General features: G+C 68.7%; 11 protein-coding genes. 3 read left to right on the top strand and 8 right to left on the bottom strand.

Annotated features, from left to right (window positions below):
- Nucleotides 1–3579 precede the first annotated feature (3579 nt).
- From T333_RS02890 to T333_RS02880, 3 genes are all read left to right on the top strand, one after another.
- Nucleotides 3580–4530, top strand: a complete 951-nt coding sequence (locus tag T333_RS02890; protein WP_496423601.1) for a ParA family protein — start codon at nt 3580–3582, stop codon at nt 4528–4530.
- A gap of 70 nt (nt 4531–4600) precedes the next feature.
- Nucleotides 4601–5620 (top strand): ParB/RepB/Spo0J family partition protein, encoded by a 1020-nt coding sequence (locus T333_RS02885; RefSeq protein WP_496423600.1) that lies wholly within the window; start codon nt 4601–4603, stop codon nt 5618–5620.
- Nucleotides 5621–5870: 250 nt separating this feature from the next.
- Nucleotides 5871–6599: a GNAT family N-acetyltransferase gene (locus tag T333_RS02880; protein ID WP_354998297.1), complete on the top strand. Its 729-nt coding sequence runs from the start codon at nt 5871–5873 to the stop codon at nt 6597–6599.
- 52 nt (nt 6600–6651) lie between these two features.
- Here the strand turns inward: T333_RS02880 and T333_RS02875 are convergent, their stop codons facing one another.
- The 8 genes from T333_RS02875 to T333_RS02840 all read right to left on the bottom strand — a co-directional run bounded on the left by T333_RS02875 (nt 6652) and on the right by T333_RS02840 (nt 18967).
- Entirely contained in the window at nt 6652–7848 is a 1197-nt protein-coding gene (locus T333_RS02875; RefSeq protein WP_354998298.1) for an N-acetylmuramoyl-L-alanine amidase, read from the bottom strand.
- A gap of 161 nt (nt 7849–8009) precedes the next feature.
- Nucleotides 8010–8336 carry a thioredoxin gene (gene trxA, locus T333_RS02870; protein WP_141808050.1) on the bottom strand — a complete coding sequence of 109 codons (327 nt, stop codon included), beginning with the start codon at nt 8334–8336 and terminating at the stop codon, nt 8010–8012.
- 33 nt (nt 8337–8369) lie between these two features.
- Entirely contained in the window at nt 8370–9386 is a 1017-nt protein-coding gene (trxB, locus tag T333_RS02865; protein WP_354998299.1) for a thioredoxin-disulfide reductase, read from the bottom strand.
- A gap of 88 nt (nt 9387–9474) precedes the next feature.
- On the bottom strand, nt 9475–10314 hold the full coding sequence (locus T333_RS02860; RefSeq protein WP_496423599.1) for an RsmA family anti-sigma factor: 840 nt from the start codon (nt 10312–10314) through the stop codon (nt 9475–9477).
- A gap of 120 nt (nt 10315–10434) precedes the next feature.
- Nucleotides 10435–10983 (bottom strand): RNA polymerase sigma factor SigM, encoded by a 549-nt coding sequence (gene sigM, locus T333_RS02855; RefSeq protein WP_496424127.1) that lies wholly within the window; start codon nt 10981–10983, stop codon nt 10435–10437.
- Between the two features lie 320 nt (nt 10984–11303).
- The gene (locus T333_RS02850; protein ID WP_496424126.1) at nt 11304–15266 is read right to left on the bottom strand and encodes a murein biosynthesis integral membrane protein MurJ; all 3963 of its coding nucleotides are present in this window, start codon (nt 15264–15266) and stop codon (nt 11304–11306) included.
- Nucleotides 15267–15839: 573 nt separating this feature from the next.
- Complete coding sequence (locus T333_RS02845; protein ID WP_496423598.1) at nt 15840–18434, bottom strand: DUF6049 family protein; 2595 nt, start codon at nt 18432–18434, stop codon at nt 15840–15842.
- Nucleotides 18431–18967, bottom strand: a complete 537-nt coding sequence (locus tag T333_RS02840; RefSeq protein ID WP_067834794.1) for an NUDIX hydrolase — start codon at nt 18965–18967, stop codon at nt 18431–18433. Before T333_RS02840 ends, T333_RS02845 begins: the two co-directional genes overlap by 4 nt.
- Between the last annotated feature and the right edge of the window lie 35 nt (nt 18968–19002).

Here is a 19002-nt window from a genome sequence, read left to right as displayed (position 1 = left end):
GCGCGTCCCAGATGGCTCGGCGCACGGCGCGGCCACGAGCGCGGCGGGAGGTTGGGTTCGGCGGCGCGGCCGAATGGCTGGCCGGGCCTACGGACTGAACTCGATGGCGTGGCCGACGGCTGAGTCCGGCGGTTCGGCCACAGCTCGACTCGGTAGCGTCGCCGACGGCTTGGCCTGATGGCACGTCCCCGATAGCCCGGCTTACGGGCACGGCCACGAGCGCGGCTTAGTCCGACGGCGCGGCCCGATGGCTTGGCTCGATGTCACCACGATGAATCGAACCCTGGCTCAACTCGACGGCGCGCTCGATCGCTCAACCCGATGGCTCGGCTGGGACTACCGGATGGACGCCATTCAATAGGTGCCCGGGCGGACGAGCGAACGACTCGGTCCGCAGCACGACTCGATGGTGCGGTCCGTCGGCGCAGGAGGACCGGCGGTCCGTCGGCGCCGCGTTAACTCCCGCCCCCCAAGGCTCGGTGATGGCGCGCCCTCGGCGGTCCGACTATGGCTCGGCCGCGCTGTGGAGCTCCGCAGCGGGGCCGACGGCGGAGGCGAGAAGCGCTTACCGACAGCGCGCCCCCCGGAAGATCTCCGCAGACTGAGCGCCGATGCCGCGCTTCCGATTGCTCGGTCCACACCTCAGCCTGATGGATCGGGGGGTGGCGTGACTCGATGGCGCGCCCCGATGGATCGGGTGGATGGCGTGGCTGGAGGGCGCGTCCGATGGCTTGGGTGGGTGGCGTGACTCTAGTACGTGCCCGATGGCTCGGGTGGGTTGCTCGCCCGGGTCCTCCTAAGGACAAGCGCTTGGAGGCGCGGCCGGTCGGCTCGGTCCGATGTCCCACCCGAATGTCCATTCCCGATGGCGCGGTCCGACGGCGCGATTTCAGGGCTTGCCCCATCGTGCGGTACCGACTCGAGCGGATCCCCGGTCGGAAGACTCAGCACGATGACGCGCCGCTGAACCTGACAGCTCGGCTGCTTCACCGTCGGCCGCAGCACGCTCTGCTCGTGCGACGGCTCAGCTGTGTGGTTCGCGATGGGGCGAGGGGTGCCGCGCATCGGATCGGATTGAAATCGCTCGGCGGATGTTTCACGTGAAGCATCGTCTGGTGCTCGAACTGGATAAGGCGCGCCGCTCCCCCGGTTCACCACGCCAACAAGGCTCGCCGCTGTCCCGTGGCGGACTCCCGCTGTCGCGCGACAGCGTCACTTCACGCGGCCCCGTCACCGCTTCTCTCCACAGCGGTAGCCCACAGATCGACGGCAGGGCTCGGCCGGACGACGCGTCCGCTTACCCGATCCGTGGGCCTCGCCCCGAGAGCGAGCCGCGCCGTCGTGCCACCAGGCTTGGCTCGACGCGCGAGATGGCTCGGCGCGGACTCTCGCGGCTTGGCCCGACTGCGGTCGATAGCGCGTAGGGACAGCACGTCACCGTGAGCGCCACGGGGACTCGGCCGGATGCCGCGCACGCTGGCTTGGCTCGATGGTTGGCCGCAGCACTCGGCTGGACGGCGCGGGTGTTGTGGCGCGGCCCGGGTGGCCCTGCGCGGCGCGATGGCGCCCCGAGACAACGCAGCGCGATGATTGGCCGGGTGTTTTCGAGCCGTGAGGCGCAGCCGGATACAGCGCTGCAAGCGGCTCGGCACGATGGTGCGGCCGCGATCGCGGGACGCGATGGGTGGCCGAGTGACTCCGGCACGATGGCCAAGATCCTGGAGACGCAGTCGGATGCAGCGCTGCGGATGGCTCGCCCAAGGCTCGGACGGATGGCTCGACCAGGCCCTGTCTCGAAGTCCCATCCGGCGCCTCTGCGGCGCAGATCGCCGCCTGACCGCGTTGTCGTCGTCGCCGAGACAGGGCCCCGGTATCGGCTCCTCCTCCGCCTCGCCAAGCGACGATCAGAGCCACGGATGCATCCCGGCTGGACTTCGAGACAGGGCCTAGATGTGGCCTGTCGGCTGACCCAATTTCAATTGCCGCATGTGACGGCACGGGTAAGGGTTTGGGCTGTGGTGAGACGCCACGAATGAGGTCGGGTGGAGGCTTTGGCGGATGTTTCACGTGAAGCATCGCTCGGTGCGCGAACTTGGTGGTGGCTGAGCGGCACTCGTCCGGATCTCCGCGCCAGGGGCGTTCTCCCCGCTTTTCGCGCGGCCGGTGGCTGCTTCAGGCGCGCCTGTGTCAAGCCACGGCTTCCGCCGGTGGGCATCTGAAATGGTTTTGGCTGGATGCACGCACGATGGATCGGCCCATGGCTCGAGCTGGTGGCTCGGGCGGCTGGCTCGGTGGATCGCTCAACTCAGTGACGCCTTGTTGCCTCGAGTCGCTGGCGTGGCCCGATCGCGGGCCACTGTCGCGAGGCCGTCGGCCGCGACGGAGGGTAGCGCGGACCGATGGAGCGTCCCGATAGCTCGGTCTGGTGTCGCGCCCCTCGACGGCAACAACGTGCGCCTCGACGCTCGTTCGCACGGCTTGGCTGGACGGTGCAGTGGACGGTGGCTCCAGTGCGCGGCCGGGTTTGGGTAAATGTTTCACGTGGAGCATCGCTCCAGGTTCGAGCTCGGTAGTCGGTAGCGCCTCTTCTTTCGAATCAGCGTGCACGGACGCTAGCCGCTCTTCGCGTGCTCTGGGAGCGCACCGCCTCTTTCGCTCGCAGCCGCAGTGCGACGCCGCTGTGGATGGTGGCGACGGGATCGAGTGTGCGGGCAATGGATGCGTCACCGACTGGAACGGCTGACGCGCGAACTCGATACGGGATTCGCGAGATGCGGACGTAGATCGGATGTGCGAAGCGGAGGCGATAGACCCAGTGCCTGGACAGCGGCAGGCGTGATCGACCCAGCTTTTGGATCCGAAGCTTCGCAACGGGTTCGGGGCATTGGCTTCGGCTGTTCTTTGGGCGGTCGCCGCGTCCCAGCAACGGGATTGGATCGCTGCGGCGTCGTCGAGAGCGCCAGAATCGTGGATGCGTGAACGGAAGGCGCAGCGCCACTCTCCGCGGGGGCGCGGCATTCCGCCGTGCACGCAATGCTTCACGTGAAACATCGCCCCGCCGCTTCACGTGAAACATCGCTCGTCGGGCGCGCTGTCGGAGCAGCCCCGGAGCATCAGCGCAACTCGATGAAGCGCCGCAGTTCGTCCTCCGCGCAAGGAATCTGCGACGGCGCGCAAAGCCCAACCCCCTAACGCACCCTCAACCTGGCACCTCCGAACCCCCCATTCGCCCAGTGAAAATCACCCACCCGGCCGGAAATCCCGCGGCACGCAATGTTCATTCGCGCGGATCTGCGTGTCGCCGCGATTCAACTTTCTTCTAGCGCTCAGTGCTGGCAAGCTAGTGTGCGTCGGGCGTGAGCGTTGATGCCACGGTGGGATGTGGGTGTGCGGGACAGCTCCGCTCGGTTGATCGGGCGCCGTCCCGACGGAGCATCATGTTCGATCCGACACAGGCTGTTGAAGACACGGCGTCGGCGTGGGCCGAGGGCACGTGGTCTGTAGTTCTCTGGTTAGGAGCTGTCTATGTCGAGCGGTTCGGCGAATGTTTCACGGGAAACTACGTCGCGCGTGCCGGGGATGCTGGACTCCAGCAACTTCGACGCGGAGGCATTCGGAAGCACGCCGTTCGGGCACATCTCCCCCAGCGAGACCCCGATCGCGGCCGAAGCTCAGCGCGCAAGTCAGATATTGCACCCAGGAAAGGTGACAGTGCCGAAACCTCGCGAGCAGCGCATCATCACCATCGCGAATCAGAAGGGCGGCGTCGGTAAGACGACCACGACGGTGAATCTCGCCGCGGCCCTTGCGCATCAGGGGATGAAGGTGCTCGTGATCGATCTCGATCCGCAGGGCAACGCCAGCACCGCCCTCGGCATCGAGCATCACTCCGGCGTCCCTTCCAGCTACGAACTGCTCATCGGCGAGGTCTCCGTCAAGGACGCTATCCAGCAGAGCCCGCACAACGAGCGACTGCTGTGCATCCCGGCGACGATCGATCTCGCGGGTGCGGAGATCGAACTCGTCTCGATGGTCGCCAGGGAGGGCCGCCTCAAGGGCGCCATCCAGGAGGCCAATATCGCGGGCTACGACATCGATTACGTGATGATCGACTGCCCGCCTTCCCTCGGCCTCCTAACGGTCAACGCGCTCGTCGCGGCCAAGGAGGTGCTGATCCCGATCCAGTGCGAGTACTACGCGCTGGAGGGCGTCGGCCAGCTGCTCCGCAACATCGGCCTGGTGCAGGCGCATCTGAATCGCGAGCTGCACGTGTCCACGGTGATTCTCACGATGTACGACGGGCGTACCAAGCTCGCCGACCAGGTCGCGGAGGAGGTGCGTGGCCACTTCGGCGATGTGGTGCTGCGCTCGGTGATTCCGCGCAGCGTGAAGGTCTCGGAGGCGCCGGGTTACGGAATGACCGTGCTCGATTATGATCCAGGCTCCCGGGGTGCGATGAGCTACCTCGACGCCGGACGTGAGATGGCCCAGCGGGCGATGGCCCGGCAGGCCGCGAACGGCGCGGAGTGATTCGGGTACCGGTGTCCCGGGTCGGCGTGACCCGGTTTGGTGGCGAACGAGGGAAGGGATCGGTGGGCCAATGAGTCAGGCGAAGAAGGGCGGGCTAGGACGAGGTCTGGCCGCGCTGATCCCGACGGGGCCCGCGACCACGCAGGGTCTCGGCAGCGCCGCGGCCAATGTGGTGATCGGACTCGATCCCGTCGGTCCGCAGCCTGCTTCGGCGTACCTGCACCGCGTCCCCGATCCCGAGGACACCGTCGACGAGGCCGACCTCGCCACCCCCGGTGGCGCGCTCTACCGCGAGATTCCGCCGGACCAGATCGAGCCGAATCCCAAGCAGCCGCGCCAGGTCTTCGAGGAAGAAGCGCTCGCTGAACTGGTCCACTCCATCCGCGAATTCGGCCTCATGCAGCCGATCGTGGTGCGCCGCGTCGAGGCGGACCGCTATCAGCTGATCATGGGTGAGCGCCGCTGGCGTGCCGCCCAGGAGGCGGGCCTGGAAGCGATCCCGGCGATCGTTCGGGAGACCGCCGACGAGTCGATGCTGCGCGACGCCCTCTTGGAGAACATCCACCGGGTGCAGCTGAACCCGTTGGAAGAGGCGGCCGCGTACCAGCAGCTGCTCGAGGAATTCGACGTCACCCACGAAGAACTGGCCACCCGGATCGGTCGATCCCGTCCGGTCGTCACCAACATGATCCGTCTGCTGAAGCTGCCGATCCCCGTGCAGCGGCGGGTCGCGGCGGGCGTGCTGTCCGCCGGTCACGCGCGCGCCCTGCTCGGATTGGAAGCGGGCGCCGACGCGCAGGAGGTGCTGGCCGCCCGCATCGTCGCAGAGGGCCTCTCGGTGCGTGCCACCGAGGAAGCCGTCACCCTGGCCAACCGTGATCCGGACGCGGTCACTCCCCCGGCTCCGCGGCGCAAGCCGATTCATATGCCCGGTCTGCAGGACGTGGCCGAGCGGCTGTCGAATTCGTTCGACACCCGGGTGACCGTGAGTCTCGGCAAACGCAAGGGCAAGATCGTCGTCGAGTTCGGGTCCGTGGAAGATCTGGAGCGCATCGTCGGTCTGATGGCGCAAGAGCAGCTCGGTCAGTGACAGAAGAGGCAAAATAACCCCGTGTTCTCGGTATATACGGGCCCGGCGTCGAAACGTCACTGTGACGGCGTCGAAAAGGGCAGCGCGACAGCGATATTGCGCGCGCCGACGGTCCGGCACGAGGGCTCCTACCAACAGCACAGCGACGTGGAATGAGGCGGATTCGCTTGATCGCTTATTCTTGCTGGCGAGAAGACGTTGATGCGACGTGAGCGTGGATGAATCGGACAGCTGGAGGCTGAGCAGAGCGGTGTCGACCAGCGTCACAGCACTTACCCTCGACGGACTGGACAAGCTGCCCGCGCATGCCCGGCGCTGTGTCTTCTGGGAGATCGATCCCGCCGTCGCGGAGGACTCGCGCGGGTTCAGCGATCCGGTCTTCGAAAAAGAGGCCTGGCTTTCGACGGTCATGCTCGAATGGGGTTCGTGCGGCCAGGTGGCCCACGTGGACGGCAGCGTGGCGGGTTGCGCCCTGTACTCGCCGCCCAGCGCCGTGCCGCGCGCGACGCTGTTCCCCACTTCCCCGGTCAGCCCGGATGCCATCTTGCTGACCACGCTGCGCACCGAGTTCCCGCACCGGGACGAGGACATCGCCCACCGCCTGGTGCAGGCCGTGGTGTCGGATCTGGTCCGCCGCGGTGTTCGCGCACTGGAGGCGTTCGGCATCCGTACGGATCCGCCGACCAAACGGCTCTCGGACCGTTTGGTCGGTTCGATGACGCTCATGGAGCGGATCGGCGCTCCGGTCCGCGGTTCCGCCTCGGCCGCCCCCACCGAATGCTCACCGCAGACCTGCATGATCGAAGCGGACCTGCTCGAGGAGTACGGCTTCGAGGTGGTCGCACCGCACCACCGCTTCCCGCGCCTGCGCCTGGAGCTGGATTCCGATCACGGCTGGAAGGAAGACGTGGAGCGCGCGCTCGACCAGCTGCTCGCCGCCGCGTCCATGACGGCCCCCACCCGGGCCGGCGCACGCTGAGACGAGAAAGCCCCCGCCGATCACAGCGGGGGCTTTCCTTCGAGACGAAGTCTCAGGTTCGGTCGGCGGCGGCCAGTTCCTCGGCCAGCAGCTCGGCGAACGTGTACGTGCCGGTCGGCTGATCGTCCTGACCCAGCAGATACAGACGCTTCACCGAGATCAGGATGGCCTCGGCGATGACGTCGCGCATCCGCGGATTCGTGAGGACCGAGGCGTCGTATTCGTTGGTGAGGTAACCGATATCGACCTGGACCGTCGGCATCTTGGTGAGCCGCAGCAGATCCCAGGTACGCGAATGCGTCCGGCAGTCCTGCAACGACGTCCGGGCCACCACCTCGCGCTGAATGAACCCGGCCAGCACCTGCCCGATCATCGAGACCGAGCCGTGCGAGTTGCCGAAGTGGAAGCTGGCCACACCGTTCGCCGAGGAGCTCGGGTTGGTGGCACAGCGCAGCGAGATCATCAGGTCGGCGTCGAAGGCGTTGGAGGTCTCCGCGCGCTCGGCGTCGGTGGGATTCGCACCCCACGGCCGTGACAGGAACGTCTCCATGCCGGTGGCGGCCATCCGGCCCTCCAGCCTGCTGGCCAGATCCCACAGGATCTCCGACTCGTAGACGTCGCCGTACTCGGTCGGCACCGCGTATCCCTTGTCGGGACCGCCGAGACCCGGATCGATGACGATCCGCTTGCCGGTGAGCTGTGGCCCCGCCCGGTGCACCACCTCTTCTTCGGCGATGCGATGCGGGTTGCCGCCGGTGACGCGCGCGCCGAGCAATTCCAGCGAACGCAGCGTGTCCGGACCGCAGATGCCGTCGGCGGACAGACCGATCTCGCGCTGGAACGCGGTGAGTGCGTCGTGGGTGTGCGGGCCGAAGTACCCGTCCACCCGATGAACATAGAAGCCGAGGTCCTGCAGTTTGCGTTGCAACGTGGCGACGTCGTCGCCGTACAGCGGCGCCGAGAGCTGATAGATCAGCGTGCGCGCACCGAGGCGGTAGGACGCCTCCTTCAAGGCCCGGTAGGTGGCCGGACCCACCACACCGTCGACGAGCAGACCGCGATGCTGCTGGAACGCGCGGACCGCGGAGTCGAGGTGGTGGTCGAAGGAGGCTTCGGTGTCCTTCCAGTACTCGCGTGCGTCGCCGTGCTCGGCGCCGATGGCGTGTGCGTGCAGGAAGCCGAGACTTGCCAGGGTGCTCCGAACCTCAGCGACGGCTGGACCGGTATCACCGTGACGAAGTCGGTGCATGCGTGAGAGCCCTTTCCTTCCGTCAACCCGGGTACCCACTCATGCGACGGCATACACCCTCGCACGACCGGAGCGTCGGTCGATTGTCTCAGACCTGCCCCGGAATCCGACAATTACGGGGGTGGTGCAGGCATCCTACGGCGCGTCGTGGATTCGCGCCGTCAGATCACGTCTTCCAGTTCGCGCAGGAGGGCCGCTTTGCCCTTGGCGCCGACGATCTGTTTGACCGGCTTACCGCCGCGGAACAGCATCATAGTGGGCAGGGACAGGACCTGGTACTCGCGCGCCGTCTCCGGGTTGGCGTCCACGTCCAGCTTGGCGATGGTCAGCTTGTCCGCGTTCGCGGCGGCGATCTCCTCCAGCACGGGAGCGACCATCTTGCACGGACCGCACCAATCCGCCCAGAAGTCGACGAGCACGGGCTTCTCACTGAGCAGCACCTCGTCGGCGAAGGACTTGTCGGTCACGGTGACCGTGTTCTCGGACATGGGGTATCTCCTTGTGAATCCGGTAGAGCGAGATCAGTTGGCGTTCACGGCGACCGGCTGGCCCGCGGCGTCCAGGGTGTTCGCGGTGATGTCACCCTGTTCGGCCAGCCAGCGCTCGGCGTCGATCGCGGCGCGGCAGCCGGTGCCCGCGGCGGTGATGGCCTGGCGGTAGGTGTGGTCGACGAGGTCGCCCGCGGCGAAGACGCCGGGAACCTTCGTGGCCGTCGTCGGGTGCTCGACCTGCACGTAGCCTTCGTCGTCGAGCTCGACCTGACCGCGCACCAGCTCGCTGCGCGGATCGTGGCCGATCGCCACGAACAGGCCGGTCGCGGCCAGCTCGGACGTCTCGCCGGTGCGGGTGTCGCGCAGGGTGAGGCTGGTCACGGCGTTCTCACCGTGCACCTCGACCACCTCGGCGTTCAGCACGAACTTGATCTTCTCGTTGGCCTTGGCGCGCTCGAGCATGATGCGCGACGCACGGAACTCCTCGCGGCGGTGCACGATGGTGACGCTCGACGCGAACTTGGTGAGGAAGGTCGCTTCCTCCATCGCCGAGTCGCCGCCGCCGACCACCACGATGTCCTGGCCCTTGAAGAAGAAGCCGTCGCAGGTGGCACAGGCGCTCACGCCGCGGCCGAGCAGTCGCTGCTCCCCGGGCACGTTCAGGTAGCGGGCGGCCGAGCCCATGGCCAGGATGACCGCGTACGCCCGGTAGGTCTGATCGCCCACCGTGACCGTCTTGACCGGTCCGCTCAGGTCGATGGCGTCCACGTCCTCGGTGCGGATGTCGGCGCCGAAACGCTTGGCCTGCTCGCGCATCTCGTCCATCAGGTCCGGACCCATGATGCCGGCGCGGAAGCCGGGGAAGTTCTCGACCTCGGTGGTGGTCATCAGCGCGCCACCGAACTGGGTGCCCTCGAAGAGCAGCGGCTCGAGTTCGGCGCGGGCGGCGTAGACGGCTGCGGTATAGCCTGCGGGGCCGGAGCCGACGATGATCAGGTCGCGAACTGGCGTGGCCGTGTCGGTGGTTCGCTCGTGGAGCTCGCTCATGGGGCCCTTCCGAGAAGATCTGAGGGGGAACGTGACGGTCAACAACAGCCTAAACGCTGTTGTTCCCGCACCGGTGGGCCCGTGCTCGTCAGCCGATGTCGGTGACTTTGCGCACCTGCGGGTCACCCGTGGTGCAACCTGGGCCGACGACCAGCGCTGTGATCTTGCCCTGGGCGGTGCCGGTCAGCAGGATGAGCACCGCGTCCTTGCCCTGATACCGCATATTCATCGAGCCGAGAACGGCCCGGTCCAGCCCGGCCGCGGCGACACAGCGGGTGAGGGCGCCGCGGCTGCCGAGCGGTCCGGTGACGTCGTTGCGGCCGAGGGCGGCGAGCGCGGCCGTGGGGGTCAGGTCGTCGCCGATCTGATCGTTGGTCGGCGCCGGTTTCGCGGTGGTCGTCGTCGCGTCACCGCCGCGGAGCATCTGGACGCCGATGCCGGTGCCCGCGATCACCGCGAGGACGGCGGCCGCGGCGGCGACCAAGCGCAGGCGTCTACTTCGCCGGTGAGCAAGCGATATCGGGGTCGCGATGCGTTCGGTCCGGTCCTCGGAAGCCGTTGGCTCGCTGCCGTTTCCGAGGACCCGTTGATCTCGGAGCGCCGCGTCCTCGTCGGATGCCGTGGCGTCGAGCCGATGCACGGTGGCGACTCGTTCGGTCGGCTCCTCGCCCAGCTCCAGTTCGGCGACGAAGGCCGCGAGCCGCTCGGAGACGTCCTCCGGCATCGGATGGACGACGCACTCGTCGGTGCGCAGGGTGCGCAGCCGCGTCGTCACCTCGTCCAGCGAGCGCAGGTAGCGCACCGCGTCGGAGTCGGCGCGGACGGCGGGCCACAGCTGCGCGCCGAGCTCGGGATCCACGTTGTCGGCATGCAGATCGGCGAGCAGTTCCGGCGAAAATGGAGGCTGCGGTACGGACCGGGTCGCCATCGCACCTCCAGTGGTCTCATCCGACGTAACTGTCTTGTCTGTCGCGGCCGCGCCGCGGGAACCCGCGGGCGCCATCTGTACATCGCTCAGGTGTTCGTCACTATTAATGACGCATCGCCACTACTTCCGGTTCCCCGGATCGCGGAGAAATTCCAAACGCTCTTGCAGGCGTTGTCGACCCCGAGCGCAGCGGCTCTTGATCGTCCCCTCCGGAACCCCCAGCATCGCCGCCGCCTCCGACACGCTATACCCCTCCAGGTCGATCGCTACCAGCGCGGTGCGCTGATCGGGCGGCAGCGAGAACAGCGCGCGGTCCACCACGATCGACATCTCGACCTCGGCGAACTCGTCCCGCTCGTCGCGCGGTTCGGGCAGCGTATCGGGCGACAGCGAGATCGCGCGACGAGTCTTGTTGCGGCGGATGCGATCCAGGCAGGCGTTCACCACGATCGCGTGTAGCCAGCTGCGCACCTCGGCCTCGGCGCGGAACGATCCCGCGGTGCGGTGCGCGGAGAGCAGCGCGTCCTGCAACGAGTCCGCGGCGTCCTCACGGGTGTAGGACGTGCGCAAGGCCGTCTGCCAGAGGTGATCGTTGTGCCTGCGTAGTAGTTCGGCGAAGGCGTGCCGCTCGCCGCGCGCGTGGGCGCTGAGCAATTCCCGGTCCGACAGCTCGCCGGGCACGAACGAGCGCTCACGGGCCGCGACCCGCGAACTTCCCCCGCGGGAATCCTCGTTCAATTCCGACGACAAAACCAACCCCTTGGACGGCGCTCAACTCACGACAGCCCAAAAAGACCATCGCCGTAGATATTTCGCAGCATCCGGGATCGAAAAAACCAGGTCCCGGGAAGCTCCCCTGCCGAGAGCGCGAGCCGATCATATCGGGACTGCCGAAGTGGCAGCAACAAGACCACGTGCGCGGGCTGCGGGCGGACTTCGTCCGACGGCGCCCAATCAAGCAGGGAGCGGGAGGAATTCGACGCGGGCGATCAGGGCGCGGCGTCGAACCGCAGATCGGCGATCGTCGTCTGGAACTGGTTTCCCGAGTTGCCGAGACCGGTGATCCAGACGAGCACGTAGCGCGCGGACTGGTCCGCGGTCACGGGGATTTCGGTGACTCCGTCGGCCAGCTGGGCGGCGCCGATCAGCTGGGTCTGGTCCAACGTCGGCGAATTCGTCGGCGAGGTACGGATTTCCACGGACGTACCGGGGCTCGGCGAGGTGATCGACACGTTCGTCAGCTTCGCCGGGCTCGGCAGCGTGGCCAGCAGACCGACCCCCTTCTTGAGGGCCGGGAACTGCTGGAAGTACTGATCGGAGCGCCAGACGGTGGCCGGGTCGTCGTCCAGCACCGCGCCGACGCCGCTGACGTTGTCCGGGGTGCCCTCGGGCGAGAACACGGTCGCGTTGGTCACCGGGACGGGCACGCCGCCGGACGCAGGATTGCTCGGGACCGCTCCGGCCGGTGTCGTCGGCGAGACGGAACTGTTGGTGGTCAGACCGATGTTGCGCGATTCGTCGATCGGCGCGTCGGACGCCCCTGGCGCGAAAACGCTGACCATCCACCAGATCACGATGCCGACCACGAGCGCGGCCAGAATGCCGAGGCCGACCATGATCCACATCATCCGCTGCGACCGCTCGCGTTCCGCGGCGAGCAATTCCGGATCGGCGAGCGAATCGTCGGCGTTCGGCGGCTGCGCGCGCTGGCCGAGGCGGAGCACCGGGATGAAGTCGGTCTTCTGGTCGACGACCGAGGCCTGCTCCAGCACGTGCTGGACGGTCGCCGCGGTCCGCACGCCCTTGTTCGACTCCAGCGAGCGCACCGCGACCGCGGAGATCTCGAAGGGCACCTCGGGCCGAATCTGCCTCGGCTCCACCGGCGTTCCGTCCGGACCGAAGTCTGCGAGACGCAGCCCGCCGACGGTGGCCGCGGTGCCGGTCAGGCCGCCGGAGCGGATCGGCCAGCGCGCGGTGATGAGCGCGTAGAGCATGGCGCCGAGGCCGCGCACGTCGGACTGGGCGTCGGAATCGCCGAGCGTGCCGGGGAAGGCCAGCACGGCGTCACCGGAGGCGCTGATGCGCACGCGGTCGGGATGGTCGATGGACAGCGAACCGCCGCCGCGGTGGGCCAATTCGGCCGCCGAGGCGAGCGCCCGGATCGCGCGGGCCGCGCCGATCGGCGAGGGCACCGTCTCGGCCATCTCGCGCAGCGAGCGACCGGGTGTCCACTCGGCGACAACGATGCCGCCGGAGCTGCCGCGCACCACGTCCAGAACGCGGGCCAGACCGGGCGAATTGATGCGGCCGAGCCGCAGGGTGCGCGACAGGATGGCCTGCGGACCGTCGTGGCCGGAGTTGTCGGTGGCCTTCTGGTCGGCGTCGACGAAGGTGAGCGCGACCTCGCGGTCGAGTTTGATGTCGAGGGCCTGCCAGAACTTGAGCCCGCGCGCGCCGCCGTGGCTGGCGAGCAGACGGTATCGACCGCCCGCGACCGACGCGCCCGGAATCAGCTTGGGGCCGCGCGGAGTTCGACGCGCACCCGTCGCCTCCGTTCCGGCGGGCGGCAGCTGCGGAATGGGGATCATTCCGGTGTCGTACATCGGGTCGCGCGGCGGCGCCTGATGCTGGGTCTCGCGCGGGCCGTGGCCGTCGGCGGAGGGCGGGCTGTCGGGTCCCGGGTGCGGATGCTGGGGGTCCGACGGGTTCTCCGCGGCGGGCGGGTGGTCGGTGGACAGGCCGCCGGCCTTGGTCGCAGAAGGATCGGCGGCTGGGACGCCGCCCACCGCCGCGTCGTCGCTCACCCTCATTCCTCCTTCGCCCTGATATGTCGAAGTTCCGGCGAACTCGCCACTTGTGCTTCTCTGCCGAACAGGGTACGGGAACTCACCCCGCCCGGTGCGGTCAACAGCATCCGGTCTGATCACGGGCAAGACCATCGTGGCCTGCGAGTCCAGGTAGGGGTCGAAGCCCGAGTACATGTACGGATCGGGCCTGCGGAACACCTGCGTGGCGTACTCGTCCTCGACCGGTCCGTCGAGGTCGAGATCCGGTGCGGGCGGCGTGATGCCGAGGCGCCGGGAAATGGCCACGGTGATGGCGACGATCTCCGGAATGCCCGCGAGCCGCATGAGCCCGAACGCCGTCGCGAACATGACGATGGCCGTGATGATCACGCGGATCAGCGAGCCGGGACCGCCCATGGACTCCGACAGCCGCTCGAGGCCGAGCACCTTGTCCACGATCAGCATCACCGCGCCGCCCGCGACCGAGGCGAGCACGACCCGAGTGACGGTGCGCCCGACGTTGGCCATCCGCAGGTCGCCGAGACTTTGGTGCAGCAGGTAGCCGCCGATGATGGCGCCCGCGGTGAACCCGAGGCCGTTCGCGACGCCGAGCACGATGACGACCTGATCGCTGTTGTCGGCGATGAACGGCGCCAGCGCCGACAGGGCGATCTTGACGGCGGTGATGCCGAGAATGATCCAGGTCGGCGTCCACGCCTGCTCCCGCGCGTAGAACACCCGGAGGTGGATCAGCACGAGGGCGTAGGGAATCAGCGCGAAGGCCGACCAGCTGACGGCGTAGCCGAGCCGTTCGGCGTCGCCGGTGAAGCGCGCGTATCCGAACAGCGCCTCGCCCAGCTGCGGCCCGGCGAGCGTCAGGAAGGTGACGACGGGGAAGAGGGCGATCATGGTCAGGCGGGTCGCGACGGACAGGTCGTCGACGACGGCCGGGGTGTCGCCCTCGGCCGCGTTGCGACTCAGGCGCGGCATGATCGCGGTGAGCACCGTGACGCCGAGGACGCCGTAGGGCAGCTGGAGCAGCAGCCAGGCCAGCGAATAGATGGCCGGGCCCGCCTCGTCCGCGGTCGAGGCGACGTGGTTGGCGAAGACCAGGCCGACCTGGCTGATCAGCACGTACAGGATGATGGCCGCGCCCATCATGCCGAACTGCTTGAGCCGGGTGTCGACACCCCAGAGCGGGCGCAGGTCGATCCCCTCGCGGCGGATCGCGGGCAGCAGGGCGGCCGCCTGGGTGAACACGCCGAGCGTGACGCCGACGCCGAGGACGAGCAGCTTCGGATCGCTCATCGACACCGGGTCGAGCGTGATCTCACCGGGCGTCACCGCGTAGAGGCCGAGCACCGCCAGCATGACGATGTTGTTCAGCACGGGCGCCCACGCACCGGGTTTGAACACCTGGCGGGTGTTCAATATCGCGGTGAACAGCGCCGACATGCCGTAGAAGAGGATCGCGGGCAGCAGCAAGAAGGTCAGCGCCGTGGTCAGCTGGGTGTTGACCTTGCCGTCGGCGGACACGAAGACGTGCGTCGCCAGCAGCGGCGCGGCGGCCGTCGCCAGCAGTGTCGCGCCCATCAGCACCACGAAGGCGGCGGTGACCAGACGCCGGACGAAGGCCGCCCCGCCGTCGGGGTCCTCCTTCTCCGCGCGCACCAGCGTCGGAACCACCATCGCGGTCAGCACCGCGCCGAGCACCAGCTCGGTGATCATGTTCGGGATCAGGCTCGCCGAGGTGAACGCACTGGCGATCGCCGGGCCGAGCACCGCGGCGAGCAGCAACTGTTTGCCGAAACCGGTGATGCGGCTGATCAGAGTCGCGATCGCGATCGAGCCGGAGTCCCTGAGCAGCCGGGAGTTCGTGCTTTCCTTGGTCTCGGTCGGCTCCGGCTCGGCCTCGGTGACGGCCCACTCCTGGGTGCGCGGCCGATTGGCGGGCGGCGGCGTGTCGTGTACCGCGGCCGCGGGTCGGCCACGCAGCGGCGCGGGGTTCGGCTGCTGCGGCGCGTACTTGGGCGGCGGCGCGAACCGCTGCGGCGGCGCGGGGGTCCGTGGGATCGGCTCGCCTTGGCCGTGCGGCGCCCTGGGCGGCGCCTGCCTGCCCTCTGCCGGTGCCGGAGGACGCTGTGTCGGCGGCGGGGCCGATGGCATCGGCGGTACGGGGCGCCCGGGCGGCGCGGGACGCGGCCCGCCGGATTGCGGCGGATACTGGCGCTGACCGGGATGCGGCGCGGAGCCGGGCCGCTGCGGCGGCACGGGCGGACGACCGCCAGGTCCGCGCTGCGCGGGCATGGGGCCGGACTGGCCGGGAAGCGGTCCGCGCTGGGCGGGCATCGGGCCCGAGGGCGGCGCCGTCCGACCGCCCTGCGGCGGTCCGGACGGGCGGCTGACCCGAGGCACCCTCGGGTACTCGCCGTAGGGGTCCCGGTGCGTCATGCCGGGATCCTCCTGCGGTTCGCTCTGCGGCCGCATCCCCCGTTCCCAAGGCGCGGCGGGCGCCCGGCGGGCAGGCGGCCCGTCAGGTCGTTCATCAGGTCGAGGCCGATGAGCGGATAAATCATCGTCGCTCATCATGCCTCCTGTGTCGTACCGGACCTGCGCATCCGGCATGCCCGATCGGCGTTTCGCCCATCGAGCCTCCCCCGTCGTGCTGGTACCCGCCCGCGCTCCGAAGCGGGCGCGGACGTCCACCGATTGTCCCGCACGGTGAGGGCATCGGATCGATCATCCCTCATCGTGCCCCTGTCCCTCTTCACGCAGCACTCGCATGCGCGCCCGACGGTACCTGTTGACCCGACGCCGGATGCCGGGGTCGAAACCCTCGTCGGCGGGATCGGGCTCGCCCCGGAAGCGCCGCCACAGCCGACGCCCGGCCAACAGGAACAGCAGCAGTCCGGCACATGCCGTAATTATGGCCAAGGCTTGGCCATAGGCGTTCGAACGCACCGAGACCGAAGTGGCGTTGCCGAGCGCGACACCGTCGGGCGTGGCGAGCGAGATCGGAATCACCAGGTTGCGGCTGTCGCTGACCTCGGTCGGTATCTGGAACGACCGGGTGCCCTTCGGCGGCAGCTGCTGTTCGCCGATGTCGGTGATGTTCGTCTCGGCCGGCGCCTCGATGCGGAACCTGATGCGGATCGCGACCGGCAGATCGTTGCGCGCGACCAGCAGCAACGGGCTCTGTTCCGAGGCCAGGGTGTACACACCGCCCGGCGGAAGCACCGTCACCGACCGGTACAGGTTGTTCATCGTGCGCGTCGTCTGGTCCAGCCGCCGCTGCGCGAAGGTGTCCGGCTGGGTGGCATTGCCGGTGCGGCGATCGGAGAGCGAGAGCACCCGGATCAGGTCGTCGCGCAGCGGGGTGAGGAACTGGCGCGGCGTCGGCTCGATCTCCGGCACGTCGACGAGGGCTCGCATCAGCTCGGTGATCCGGTGGCCCTGCTCGCGCGTCGGCAGGACGAACCGCGCGGGCACCGCGTCCTCGGCGGCCTGCGGCAGGTAGTCGAGTTCGTAGGGCTGCGGGTCCGGTGGCAGCGCGAGCAGGTCCGCGAACGGGCGCGGCGTCGCGAGATTGCTCTTGACCAGCAGGTCGAGCTGCCGCAGCAGCGCGGCGGCCTCGTCCCGGTTGGCGCCCCACTGCTGCGGCGGGACCAGCAGCAGCGAACGCGGTTTGCCCGGTTCCGGGTGCAGCGCGCTCCACGAGACCGCGCCCAACGCGTCCTGCAGGCGGGCGGCGCGCGAGTCGTTGGTCACGTCGTAGCGCACCCGGTCCGGTGTGAACGAGGGCGTCGGCGGATTCGAGCCGACCGCGGCGAGCGCCGTCGCCGACCAGATGTCGAAGGTCGCCGCGTGCAGCGCGGGGTCGAGCTTCGCTGGAGCGGGCCGCGCGGCGGGCGGCGCGGAAGGATCGGCGGGCGGAGGTGCTTGCTCGGGCGTCGGCGCGGTGACCCCCGGCAACCGGATCATCTCCGGCGCCGCCGTTTCCGGAGCGTCCGTCGTGATCGCGGATCCGCGACTGCTGCTGAAATCCACCGCATCGGCCTGGCCGACCGGGACCGCGGCCGTGTCGGCGAGCACGGCGGTGCCGAAACCGTGGCCGCGCAACAACGTTGCGCCGCTCACGTCGATACTGCCGGAATCGGGCAGGCTGACGCCGCGCAGCGAGCGGGTGGCCAGGATCGAATCGATGATCTCCGCGGGCGCGTCCAACGCGCGGGCGGACAGTTCGGGATCGTTCACCGCAGCCAGCGCGTTCACGTCCACCTGGGCGAACGGCAACGCCACCGTGCACACCGACGAGGCGAGCGCGCGCAACCGGTCCAGCCAGACTTGCGCGTGTTCGGCGCCGGTGCCCTCCCTGGTCGCGCCGTCCGGATCGGATGGGCTGGCGAGGACGCGGTAGCCCCTGGTCATCGCCTGCACGGTGAGCAGCAGATCAGGGTCGACGGCGACGCACACCGCCGAGGCCAGCCCGCGTTCCCGGTTCGGCCCGGTGCCGAGCGCCGACTCCAGCGCGCCGAGCAGCTGTTCCAGCCGACCGCCCTTGCCGAGCGACGCGGCGAGTTCGTCGTCGGTCAGCTCGACGTTCCCGTTCACCGAACCCGGCATACCGGCCACCAGCCGCGGCCGGTCGGCCAACGGCCACAGCAACGTGGTCGCCACCGGCGCGTCGGTCGGCGCGTGCACCGGCTCGGGCGCGTCCGGCCCGGCGGGCGGCAGGCCGAGCACCGGCAGCAGGAACCTGGCGTCGTCCAGCCGCGCCTGGCTGCCGTAGGCGGGCTCGCCGTTGACGTTCAACAGCAGCGGATACACGCCGGGCTCATCGATCTGCAACGACGTGTCGCCGCCGGAGCGCAGCGGAATGCTCAACGTGAACTGCTTGCGCTGGCCGGGACTGAGCCGCTCGACCACATCCTCGAATGGACCGGTCAGCTCGTAGTTGACCTGATCCAGCCGCAACGCCGAACGCAACCCGCTCGGCGCCGACACCATGGAGGCCCGCTGAATGCGGACGCTGATGTCGTCGACGACGCGGTCGCCGATATTGGTCACCGTGCCGGAGACGGTGAGCAGCGGATCACTCGTGGTGGTCACCGCCGAGGGCGTCACCGAATCCAGCGACAACTTCAAGAATTTGGGCGTCGTCGAGTTGTTCGACCCGGTCGGCTGCGCGTCCGCCGGAACCGCGAGCAACACCGGCACGGCCGTCACCGAACCGATCAGGGTCAGGACCGCCACGATGACCCGGAACAGGCCCACCCGTCGCCCGGCCACCACCCCCCACGGAATCGCAGTGCGATGCCGAAAAGTCTGGGTCATCGCTTGCCGGTCTCCATCCGGTCGATCAACCGGTTCGCGACCTCGGCCAAGCGTCGCTCGTCGGCGTAGGCCAACCGAGAATCCAGCTCGCTCAACGGAACCCACGCGACCTGGGTGACCTCCACGTCGGCATCGGACAACTCACCGCCGACGGAACGCAAAAGATAATGATGCACGGTCTTGTGTACCCGGCGGCCCTCGGTGACGAACCAGTAATCGATACTGCCCAACTCGGCCACCACCACGCCGTGGATGCCGGTCTCCTCGGCCACCTCACGGATCGCGGTCTGCTCCGCCGTCTCGCCTTCCTCGATATGACCCTTAGGCAACGACCACAGCAATCGGCCGCGACGATCGGTGCGACCGATCAAGGCGGCGCTGCGTTTATCGCTCGGTCCGTCCAGACCGTCCACGACCAATCCCCCCGCGGAAGTCTCCCGTACCGTGCGCATACGCGGTTTCGCCGCGTTGGCCGCCGAACCGCGGCGCCGAGGCTGGCGGCGTCGACTGTTCGCGCGATCGGCCGGAGACACCAAGCAATCCTACTGTGTTGGATTTGCCGCCCTGG

This window comes from Nocardia sp. CNS-044, assembly GCF_059570515.1.
Note: the sequence above shows the minus strand (reverse complement) of the source record. Positions and strands in the feature narration are given on the sequence as shown.